The organism is Aquimarina acroporae, assembly GCF_023195925.1.
In the GTDB taxonomy this organism is placed as follows: domain Bacteria; phylum Bacteroidota; class Bacteroidia; order Flavobacteriales; family Flavobacteriaceae; genus Aquimarina; species Aquimarina acroporae.
In genome coordinates this window covers 1-11874 of sequence record NZ_JALPRE010000011.1, presented here as the reverse complement: position 1 = coordinate 11874, position 11874 = coordinate 1, and the positions used below count along the sequence as shown (strand labels likewise).

Below are 11874 nucleotides of genomic sequence, written 5' to 3'. Positions count from 1 at the left end.
CAATTATAATTGGAATATTTCCATTAATATAATTATTGAGATTGATATTCTGGATGTCCTATTTGCCAAAGCGCGAAGGCCATAATATCAGACATATCTCTGTAATATTTTGTATAGGTGCCATCACCCTGATGATTTGCATTAAAATCTACAGAAAAGATAACGGGCTTTCCTGAGGTGCTTGAAGCTTGCATTCTTGCTACAAATTTTGCGGGATCCCAAGGGACAACACTTCCGTCTTTCATTCCGGTTGTAATAAGAATCGCAGGATAATTGGTGTTCGATTTTATATGATGGTAGCTGTCCATTTCAAGTAACGCTCTAAATTCAACGGAATCTTTTACTGTACCAAATTCTTTAATGCTATTTGGGCCATTAGGTTGAATTTCACATCTAAGGAAGTTTAGAGCAGGAACCTCCATAGTGGCAGCAGCAAATAGTTCTGGGCTATCTGTTATAGATCGACCTACTGCTATTCCAGCAGCACTTACTCCATAGGCTATGTTATATTCTGGAGATGTATACTTATTATCTATGAGATATTGAGTACAGGCAATAAGATCTTTCCATGTATTTGGTTTTGTTGTTTTAAATCCGGCTTTGTACCAGGCATCACCTTTTTCGCCTCCTCCTCTAACGTGAGGAATTACCCAAACTCCACCTTCAAGAACCCAGGTGAGAAAGGGAATGGAGAAGTAGGGACTAAAAGATGCTCCGTATGAACCATAACTAAGAGAAATAAGGGGGTTTTTTCCATCTTTTTTTAATCCCTTTTTATAGATTATCGATAATGGAACTTTTACGTTATCGTGAGATGGAATTTCTATTTCTTCAACGATAAAATCATTGAACTCTGGATATTTGGCGCCACCACTTATATCAATTTCTGAGAATTCGTGGGTATTTGTGTCTAGGTAAAAAATTTTATTTGGTTTGGTCCACCCCCGTATAGAAACGGTAAAATACCCATTGTACGAACTTATATAACAACTTCCCGCCGGGAATGGTAGCTGTATTTCATTCTCCTTTTCGTTTTTTAGAACATACAGATTAGCTTCAATTCCGTTTTTTAGAGTAGTATAAAATAACTGTTCGTTCTCGAATTCGAAATCCCTGATTACTTTATCCTTTTGTTGAGGTACAATTTCTATGGGATTGTCAAAATTGGGTGATTGTATAGAGGTTTTGCAGATCTTATAATTTGAAGCATTTTTGGAAGTCCTGTAAATGAGTTCATCTTGAACGACCACAAATTGTTCTATTTTTTGATTTTTACTAAAAAGAGGTTTCCAATCTAGTTTTGTAAAGTTGGTATTTGAGTTGATTTTAGCATAATAGTGATCGTTGTATTTTGAAGAGCCACTTATTTTTCCAAAAATATATGAAGGGTTGTTGGATCGCAGAAAAACAGTGGGGAAGTCGGCTTCTTGAATAGAGAATGAAGGATTATGCCTTCTTGAAAAAACATCTGTTATCTTTTCAGGAGCTTCTCCAAGTTTGTAAAGAACAGCTCTTGTATCTAGTTTATATTTCTTGTCTTGATGATCTGTATAAGGAATATATTGATAGATAATACCAGAACCATCGGGTAACCAATGTATACCACCTTCACTATTGGGTGAGGTATTTTGTAAAACGTAAGGACTTCTTTTGTGGGTGAGTAAATCAAAAATTATAATGTTAGAAATATTTTCACCTTTTTTTGCCAAACTTATTGCCACTTTTGTTCCTTGCCAATTTACTTTAAAGTAGTTAATGATATATCCTTCTTTAAACAATGTGGGGTCATATATCAATTTTTCCGATTTGTTTTTCGTACTACGATAGCAAAGTTTGTTAATTGTTTCGTTTTTTGAGCGCTTTAAATAGAACAATGAACCGTCTTTTTGCGTAGCAATGTTTTGAATAGAAAATGCTTGCCGTTCGTCAAGCTTAAGTTGTATATCAAGCAATCTTTGTCTTCCCGGAATTTTAGTCAGAATTTCCTTTGCATATTGATCCTGATTTTTAAACCAGTCAATTACAGTGCTATCTTTAAGGTTTTCAAGATTTCGGTATGGATCTGTGATAGAAACCCCGTGGTAAATATCGGTAGCTGGAATGGAAACAGTTTCTGGAGGGGTAGGAGTCTTTTGTGTGGTGCACGACACTAGTAACAATAATAAAACTGTTTTTTTAAGCATAGAAGTATGGTTTTAAAATATAACCGAAACTATATTTCGGAGGTATGTTAATAGTATTATATCATTATGAGTACTTTTATAGGAAACAAGCTAGCTGTCTGAAATATCAAGGGTTGATCTATTCATATTTCAGACAGCTAACTAATATTATCTTTGATCTGAAATTGTTCCTGTAAGAGTATAGTCTGGACATCCTGGCCTCCCACTTTTATCATCACCCGGTCCTACACCAATATGTCCTCCTTTTATCATTGATAAGTTTACAATTTTAATTTTTTTTAAGTTAAGCCCTTTATTGTTTTGATTTTTCATGATGCGAAATATATTTGTTAATAAATAGTTGATTATGAAGCAAATATATGTTCGTTGAAACCAAAAAAAAGAGTTTTTGGGGCGGTGTTACACGAGATTCTATGAATTTCGCGTTAATTTTTCTCTAATCGATTCAATTCTTTCACATAGTACGAGGGTTTTATATCAGTTTTCTTTTTAAAAGCTGAAGAAAATGATTCTGCAGTATTAAATCCAACTTCTTCTGCAATACCTTGAATAGTATAATTTCTTATTTTTTTGTTCTCCTTTAGTAAATTGACCACATGCTCAATTCTAAGATCATTTACATAATTGGTAATACTTTTCTTTTTATAAAAATTGACAACCTTAGAAAGATATTTCGGATTGGTCCCTACACTTTTTGATAACGTATTGGTAGTAATATCTTTTTTCAAAAAGAGTTCTTTTTCCTCGAATTTTTGTAGTTCTTGTAAAACATTTTGAACAATATCTTGGGGAACATCTATTTCTTCTTTTGGACTAGTTGGTTGAGATTTTTTCTTAGGGACAGCAGCGTTCTTGTTCTTATCGGTAATTAGTTGGTCAAACTTTTGTTTAAGAGACTTCCTTTTATTGTATTGCCAAAACAACAACATGGTTATCAATATTGAAATTGAAATAAATATCCATAACCAGGTGCTTATGTTTTTTCTATCTTTTTCTAATGAACTGATTAAAGTCTGTTTTTCACTAAGAAGTCTTGGTTTATCGAATTCACTAAATAATTTTTCGGTGAGTGAACTTCTCTGATAATTAATAACGCTATCAAAACTCAGTAATTTGTTTATGTATTCAAGTTGTTTGTCTTTATCATTATTCCTTTTATAATGTTTCAGAATAAATTCGTAACCCTCTCGCACTTCGGCGACGTATACCTTTTTGTGAGTTATAATAGAGTCTAGTGCTACAAAATCCCTGTAGGCGTCTGAATTATTATTTGATATTATTTTGAGTTTGCCACTGTAGAATTTTCCTAGAATAATCGATCTAACATTTTCGGGATTGTAGAGATTAATTAGGGACAATCCTTTATTAATACTGTCTAAGGCATCTTGGTATTCCTTCTTATAATATAAGTTAATACCTTCATTAATGAGAAACTTATTGTAGTAATAAGGTTTAGCTTTTTTAGATAGATCTATTCCTTTTTGGTTATAGTATGTAGCAGAATCGATCTGTTGGTTATATCTGTAGGATTCTCCCAATAACCTCAAAGATTCAAGATAACCCATTGTGTCTAATTTGTATTTGGTTTTTTCATAAGCATAACTCTCCTTAAATAATAGAAGAGCTTCCTCATGTTTTCCAATTTCGGTTTTGATAATACCAATATTATGTTTTGATATATCAATGTATTCTGTGTTATTCACCTTCTCAGATAATTCAAGTGCTTTTAGATAATTGTCTAACGCCAATTTGTAATCTCCTTTTTTAAAATAATAATACCCTTTAAAGGTATACGGTAAAATAGGATAGGTTCTATTATTTAGGTTTTGGCTAATAGAAATCGATTTATCTAGAAGTTCTAATTTTTTCTTTTCGGTAATGGCATAATACGACAAATAATTATACGCCCTGGCCTGATTAATAAGACTATCTTCTTTAATGGCACGATATAAAAAGGCATTCATATAAGTGGTTGCTTTGGTAGTATCTGAATAAGATTCGACAAAAGCATAATACAATTCTTTGTTGCTAAGGTGGATCAGAGAATCTGGAATTTGACCATTTTTCTCCTGAGCAAATACCGGATGATTTATTCCTAAGACGGAATAAAATAATAGAATATACTGGCTGATTTTCATGATTTTTAAAACAGGCTTTAAAGAGTAAGGGTAAGAGTGTTGGTTTTTTTAAAAATCAGGACCAGGAAGATGTATGTGTTTGTTTATCAGTCATTTGAAAGGTTTTAAGTTTGGTCGGATTTCTTAGAAATTCGACTAGAAATTCATAGAATATCGGTTAGTTGTGCTTGTTTTACAGCTATTTACGCTCATATCTTTGAGTCAATCAAAACAATCAAAAACTGATTAATAGTCACGCAAATGTTCACTCAAGAAACCAATAAAAAATTAGTAACTAAAAATACGACTAGTATGGATATAATAAAATTTTTCACCGTACTTTTTGTGTGTGCTCCCGCTCTGATCTTTTCTCAGACTACTATAAAGGGAAAAGTTACTGACATACATGGGAACCTTCCATTTGCAAATATTAGCCTACAAAGTGGAGATAAAATCTATGTAGGTACAATTACGGATGATGAGGGGAAATTTTCACTCGAGGCAGATAAAGGTAGTTATGTTCTTGTTATAAGTTTTATTGGCTATAAAACCTTAACCAAGGAAATTTCAATAGTAGAACAAAATATTGACTTAGCAGAAATAAGACTAACAGAAGAAAGTAATGAACTGGATGAAGTAGTCATTACTCAAAGAAGGAAGCTAATTGAAAAAAAATCGGATCATTTTGTAGTTAACCTCAGTAATAAGAATTTTTTACAAAATGCAAATAGTTGGCAAACCCTGAAAAAAGCTCCATTGCTATCTGCCAAAGAGAGTAGAGGTCTGTCAATATTAGGTAAAAATGATGTAAGTGTATATATCAACAATAGAAAAAGCAATTTTTCTGGGGAAACCCTTATAAATTACCTTAAAAATCTTCCTGCTAAAAGTATTAAGAAAATTGAGATATATACCAGTCCGCCTGCTAGATTTGATGCTCAAGGCAATGGGGTAATAAATATCATTATGGAACCCAACCCTCAAGAAGGTTTAGTAGGATCTGCCTCTGCGGTACTGCGACAGTCACAATACAATGCGGGTAGAGCTTCTTTGGATCTCAATTATAATAAAGGGAAATGGAATGCGTATACCTCTACCTGGATTACAGAAGGCAAAACTTATGTGAGTGAATATTCTGCTCAACAGTTTCCAAATTTATCAAATACTTCTACCCATGATACTGATAGGTTAAATCCATCAACCCTTGGAGTAGGAACAAAAATAGGTGTTGATTTCAATGCCTCAAATACACATATTCTAGGTCTATTACTTGATTTCAATTTTAGTAAACCAAAAATAGAAAATAAGACTTTAAGCAACTACTTTACTAATACTGTTCAAGACTCTCTTACACTAACAACAGTAGATGGTAAGAATGAAAAATTAAGTTATAATATTAATATAAACCATGTTTACAAGACAGATACTTTGGGAAGTAGTTTAAGTTGGAATTTTGATTATTTTAAGTATAAAAACGATCAATTTACCGAGAACAACAACTTTCTCAATAATTCTACCATACCTAGCCAATCTCCAATAGATAATTTTAATTCTGGGGTTGTTCAGGAAATAGAAAACTACAACATTAAGGCCGACTATTACCAGGTTTTATCAGATAAGTGGAATTTTAGTCTGGGTGCTCAGTATTTTCAGACCACTACTGACAATGAAATTGATCTTAGAAGGTTCAATGCTGGGGAGTATATTATAGATCCAAATACCAGTAATGTATTTGAATTTGAAGAACGTGTTGCATCTGGGTATATAAGTACAAATTATAATCCTAATGAAAAATTCAATTATAGTTTTGGCCTGCGTGTAGAACATACCAATCAAAAAGGAAATCAATTAACGACCAATGCTATAAACGAAAATAAGTTTACCAACTTTTTTCCATCGGCGTTCCTAAAATATGCCCCTAGCAATAATTACATTTTTAGTTTATCTGTAAATAACAGAATTGTAAGACCTGCATTTTGGCAACTTAACCCTTTTAGATATTATATCACTCCACAAATATTTTCTGATGGCAACCCTTTTCTTAACCCTTCAAAAACGTTTAGTACAGAATTTTCTCTGGTAGCACATTCTAAACATACTTTTTTGATAAACTACAATAGACAGACAGATGTGATTGGACAGTTATCAAGAATTCTCGACGATAATGTGTTGAACTACTACCGAGATAACTACGGCGTGTATGATATTGTTGGTGGTACATATGTATATAATTATGCTACTAATAATGAAAGATTCGAAAGTCAATTTACAGCCAACGCAAATTATAAGAAGCTCAATGCAACACCAGCTTTCAATGCACCATTTACTGCTGATGGGTTAGAACTCGACATTAGACTGTATAACTACTATTATTTCTTAAAAGACAAAAGTTTAGAAGCAAGTTTAGACTTCTACTATAACAAATATGGCCCACTAACACAAAGTACGTTATCACCAGTTTTTTCAATGGATTTTACACTATCGAAGAGTATTAATAACTGGTATTTGAGCTTGTTTTTTCAAGATATTCTTAGAACCGATAAGTACAAATTTGAACTTATAGAAGACAACTATAGACGCACCAATGAAAACTACTATGATTCAAGAAGGTTAGTGTTCTCGCTAAGGTATTCATTTGGAAAAAATACTGTAAAAGGAAAAAGAAACCGAAGAACAAATTCTTCAATTAGAAACCGTATAAATTAAAACAAAACGATATGATATTAGTATTAACGTATAGCTTATATGAGCAATGTACAGATCCAGTAGTAGACTGGTTAATAAAAGATAAGATCCCATTTTTTAAGCTGAATCTTGAAGACTTAGTAACCCGAAAAGTATCTTATAAAGTTGATGTAATCAATAATGATATTCTTATAGAAGGTAAAAGTATTAAGAATGCTATTGATGTGATCTGGTACCGAAGATTTTACTCTATTCTCGATTATTTCGAATTCGATGAAAGTGATCCCATCTTAAATCAGGTAAATGAGGAAGCAGATTCTGAGATTAAAACATTTTTGGAATATTTAAAATATTTCTTCCGCAATAGAATTATTATGCCAGAAATGCCGGCTTACGGAGAAAACAAACTTATTTTCCTAGATCATGCTAAAAAAGCCGGATTAGAATGCCCAAATACCATTGTTACCAATGATAAAAAGGAGTTACAACAATTCTATGATGATAACAAAGGCAAGATCATAAGTAAGCCGCTGTATTTTTCGAATTATTTTATAAAAGGAGAAGAAACCTATTCGATTTATACCACTTCATATACTCAAAAAATGATCGATGAGGCTCCAAATAAGTTTTTCCCAACTCTTTTTCAGGAGAAGGTAGCTTCTAGACATGAAATACGAATCTTTTTCTTAGACGGCAAATGCTATTCGACCGCAGCTATTACCACTTCAAAAGATAAGAACATAGATATCAAACTGAATTATTACACAGACCATATTCACTGGGTGAACTATCAATTGCCTAAGGATATCGAAGAAAAACTGACCGATTTTATGTCAAGAATAAACCTTAATACAGGTTCGATAGACATACTGAGAACAGAAGAGGGGTTTAGATTTATCGAAGTGAACCCGGTAGGGCAATATCTAGCCCCAGGGAACTATAGCAATTATTATCTAGAATTTCAGATTAAAAACTGGTTAAAAATGAAGCTGGAAGAAAGTAAAAATAAAAAGGAAGTAGAACTAATACTATAAATACAATGAAAGATAAAAAGTTAAAAGCAATCACCAAAGACGATTATATTTTGAGGAATGTTTCACTGAATTATAGACATATGCATGTCGATCCTACTAACAGTGTAAGAGAGCTATATAGTGATACTCGTTTCAGCACCTCAGAAAGACATAGATCATATAGTTATATAAATCATAGTAACTATAAGCCAAATTCAAATTTATATCTAAGACAAATACTAAGAATCAATGAAAAAAATAGAATACTTTAAGTTGTTCTCTCATAATATTCCGGTGCAAGGAAAAGAGAAAAGCGCGATATATAATCTGCAACGATCAGGGATCACTTTTATTCCGAATAGTTTATACCAGATTTTACAAGAAATGGACCATCAATCGGTAGATGAAATACGACAGGGTTTACCCGAGGATCAACGAAATATTTACGAAAGCTACATCGATTTTTTACTCAAAAATGACCTTGGTTTTTTTACAGAGTTTCCGGCAGAATTTCCAAAAATGCCGTTAACATGGCAAACACCCAACGTAATAAACACAGCAGTAGTTGAGTTTGACTTTAATACTGAAACCTATGATCTCAAGAAATTGCTTTCGCAATTGGATGAAGTACTGTGTACTCATATCGAAATAAGACTCAAAGTTCGAAATGTAGATGATATATATTCATTTTCTGAATTAACCAAAGGACTTGTGTTTAGATCTATAGGTCTAATTGTAGAGTATGAAGATTCATTACAGGACGAGCTGAACCGTATATTTTCTTTGAATGAAAAATTTGAATTCATCATCGTGCATAATAGCCCCGACATCAATTTAAACACAGGGCAATTTAAGGACAGGATCAATTTCATCACAGAGAATATATATGATGAGCTTTACACAAAAAATTTTCCCGAAGATAATTATATCGTTAATGTGAAATACTTCACAGAATCTCAAAAACATCATACCTACTTCAATAAGAGAGTATGTATAGATTGGGAAGGAAACATCAAAAACTGTTTGATGCATACTAAAAGCTTCGGAAACATTAAGGAAGATAAGATCAAAACCATTTTACAGGAATCAGATTTTACCGAGTTATGGAATATAAATCCAGATAGAATCCTGGATTATAAAGACGACGAGATGAGGTATTGCAGATTCTATACCGAGCAAATAGAAAAAGTAGACGATTACTACTATAAAGTTATCAATTAATAAAGAGTAAAAAAATGAAGTTTTATCATCAAATAGGGGTAGCAGATTGTGGTCCGACTTGTATACGCATGATTGCATCGCATTATGGAAAAGAATATACACTCGACGAAATAAGAGATGTATGTGAAATTACAAGAACAGGTGTGTCTTTTTCAGACTTGGTAAATGGTAGCAAAAAACTTGGGTTTAATACCATGGGAGCAAGAATATCTCTTGAGGAGTTAAAAACAAAAGCCCCTTTCCCGCTGATACTTCATTGGAATCATGATCACTTTGTCGTACTTGAAAAAATAAAAAATAAGAAGTTTTATATCCTCGATCCTGGTCACGGTAGATTAAAGCTTTCAGAAAAGGATTTTCTTAAGTTCTGGAAAACTACAGACCAAAAAGGAATTGTTTTACTCCTAGAACCTACCGAGGAATTTTATGAGCTAGAACCTAAGCTTCTGGATCAGGGGTATAAAAGAGGGTTAGAATTTTTAAAATCTTACTATACTTCTTACAAGAAATCAATTTTTAAACTTATTGCTATTCTGGGAGTAACCTCGGTATTGTCCTTTGTATTTCCCATGACTATACAATATTTATTAGATGAAGGTGTGCAAAAAAAGAACATGAATATTGTGTGGGCAGTATTGCTGTTTCAAACCTCGCTATTTCTTGGACAGGTAATTTTTGAATGGATACGAGGAGTACTTCTTATAAAACTTGGGGTTAAAGTGAGTTTGAAAATTATTACCGATTTTCTTTATAAGATAATTAAACTTCCGGTGAAGTTCTTTGATACCAGATTGTATACAGATATTCTACAGCGAATAGATGAACAAAATAGAATTGAACAATTTTTAAATCAAACTATGATTCAATCGATGTTTACGTTCTTTCTCATCATTGCCTTATCGATACAGCTGGCAATGTTAAATATGACGGTTTTCCTAGTATTTATAGTTTTAAGTGTGCTATCTGTCTTTTGGATGTTGGTTTTTAATAAAAAACGAGAACGACTTAATTATATCACTTTCAATAATGAACTCGAAAATCGTAATGCTTTAATAGAACTGATTACGGCGATGACAGAAATTAAGATCAACAATGCACAAGCTGTCAAAGTATCAATCTGGAAAAAAATACAATACAAATTACATGATATAAAGTTACAGGGGTTACGAATAGATCAATTTCAAGAGATTGGAATACGGGGGTTTAATCATATCAAAAGTATACTCATCACCTTTATCTGTGCCTACTGGGTAATCTATGACTCAATGTCAATAGGGGTTATGCTCAGTGTAGGATATATTTTGGGACAACTTACAAATTCTTTTGAGATATCTGTGGACTTTGTACGATCACTTCAGGAAGCTAAAATTTCATTTTTCAGAATGGATGAGGTGCACCAAAAAGAAAATGAAAACATATTTTCAATGGTTCCACCACCAGATATTAAGGAAAGTATAAAAATAGAAAATGTAAGTTTTAAGTATGAGGGTAGTAGTTCTCCTTACGTTTTGCAAGATATCAACATAGAAATTCCCAAAGGAAGTGTCACTGCAGTGGTTGGTGTGAGTGGAAGCGGTAAAACAACATTGATGAAGCTACTATTGAAGTTTTACCAACCATCTCAAGGTAATATTTACCTAGATGACACCAGTTTTGATGATATTAATTCTGATGACTGGAGAGACCAGTGTGGAGTGGTATTACAGGACGGACATATTTTTAGTGGTACTATTGCTCATAACATCGCATTGTCTGATGAAACTCCAGATCCCGAACGATTAGAGTTTGCCGCAAAAACTGCTTGTCTATATGACTTTATAGAAAAATTACCTCTAAAATTTGATACCAAAATAGGTAATACCGGTGTCGATTTGAGCGGGGGTCAGAAACAAAGATTGTTTATTGCCAGAGCTGTATACAGAAATCCTGAATATATCTTTTTGGATGAAGCCACATCTGCACTGGATGCGAATAATGAAAGAGCTATAATGGAGAATCTCAATAATTTCTTCTACGGTAAAACTGTATTCATCATAGCACATAGATTAAGTACGGTTAAAAATGCAGATCAAATATTGGTAATAGAAGATGGAAAAGTAGTGGAGTTTGGGGCTCATAAATCCCTGGTGGATAATAAGTCGAGATATTATAACCTAGTTAAAAATCAATTGGAATTAGGGGTGTAATTCACCTAGAAGCTGTCTAAAAAATGTATAAATAAATCAAATATTATGAAAAACATCGAATTAAAGAGTTTAAAGGATTTTGAGACTCTAAATCAGGAAAAATTAAGCATCATACAAGGAGGGTTTCATGACCCCATAAGTGAACTGGGAGATCCAGATAGACCATCTCGCAAAATAGACCATGTAGGACCACCAAAATATGCTTAGATAACCATAAAATATAGAGGGCAAGCGAAAACCTCTTAGAAAAAGAAGTAGCAAACATTAATTAAATTATTACATCATGAAATTAGAAAGTTTAACAAGTTTTGAAGTATTAAATCAACAAGATTTAGACATCGTACAAGGAGGATTCGCAGCTGCGTCTACAGTAGAATCAGAAAGAAATGATTCTGACGTAGAAAGTGGTAAGAAAGACGGGAATACTCAAGTTCGATAAACAGTAAAAACAGAGGGCAAGCGAAAACCT

10 protein-coding genes are annotated in these 11874 nt (G+C 32.8%); 7 read left to right on the top strand and 3 right to left on the bottom strand.

Translation table 11 applies throughout. The features are described 5' to 3' along the window. Positions 1–32 precede the first annotated feature (32 nt). From M0D21_RS15850 to M0D21_RS15840, 3 genes are all read right to left on the bottom strand, one after another. Entirely contained in the window at positions 33–2183 is a 2151-nt protein-coding gene (locus M0D21_RS15850) for a prolyl oligopeptidase family serine peptidase (RefSeq protein ID WP_248331305.1), read from the bottom strand. Between the two features lie 147 nt (positions 2184–2330). Further along, positions 2331–2495: a hypothetical protein gene (locus tag M0D21_RS15845; RefSeq protein WP_248331303.1), complete on the bottom strand. Its 165-nt coding sequence runs from the start codon at positions 2493–2495 to the stop codon at positions 2331–2333. Positions 2496–2608: 113 nt separating this feature from the next. Continuing rightward, the gene (locus M0D21_RS15840; protein ID WP_248331301.1) at positions 2609–4321 is read right to left on the bottom strand and encodes a tetratricopeptide repeat protein; all 1713 of its coding nucleotides are present in this window, start codon (positions 4319–4321) and stop codon (positions 2609–2611) included. A gap of 291 nt (positions 4322–4612) precedes the next feature. Between M0D21_RS15840 and M0D21_RS15835 the strand changes: the two genes are divergently transcribed. The 7 genes from M0D21_RS15835 (at position 4613) to M0D21_RS15805 (ending at position 11844) form a co-directional block, all read left to right on the top strand. Then, positions 4613–7006, top strand: coding sequence for a TonB-dependent receptor domain-containing protein (locus tag M0D21_RS15835; RefSeq protein ID WP_248331299.1), 2394 nt, complete (start codon positions 4613–4615; stop codon positions 7004–7006). A gap of 11 nt (positions 7007–7017) precedes the next feature. Beyond that, entirely contained in the window at positions 7018–8019 is a 1002-nt protein-coding gene (locus M0D21_RS15830) for an ATP-grasp domain-containing protein (protein ID WP_248331297.1), read from the top strand. Positions 8020–8024: 5 nt separating this feature from the next. After that, positions 8025–8270, top strand: a complete 246-nt coding sequence (locus tag M0D21_RS15825; protein ID WP_248331296.1) for a hypothetical protein — start codon at positions 8025–8027, stop codon at positions 8268–8270. After that, on the top strand, positions 8248–9219 hold the full coding sequence (gene gwsS, locus M0D21_RS15820) for a grasp-with-spasm system SPASM domain peptide maturase (protein WP_248331294.1): 972 nt from the start codon (positions 8248–8250) through the stop codon (positions 9217–9219). Before M0D21_RS15825 ends, gwsS begins: the two co-directional genes overlap by 23 nt. Before the next feature lie 14 nt (positions 9220–9233). Beyond that, positions 9234–11405 carry a peptidase domain-containing ABC transporter gene (locus M0D21_RS15815; protein WP_248331292.1) on the top strand — a complete coding sequence of 724 codons (2172 nt, stop codon included), beginning with the start codon at positions 9234–9236 and terminating at the stop codon, positions 11403–11405. A gap of 45 nt (positions 11406–11450) precedes the next feature. After that, positions 11451–11612: a hypothetical protein gene (locus M0D21_RS15810; RefSeq protein ID WP_248331290.1), complete on the top strand. Its 162-nt coding sequence runs from the start codon at positions 11451–11453 to the stop codon at positions 11610–11612. Positions 11613–11688: 76 nt separating this feature from the next. After that, positions 11689–11844 carry a hypothetical protein gene (locus M0D21_RS15805; protein ID WP_248331288.1) on the top strand — a complete coding sequence of 52 codons (156 nt, stop codon included), beginning with the start codon at positions 11689–11691 and terminating at the stop codon, positions 11842–11844. Positions 11845–11874 lie beyond the last annotated feature (30 nt).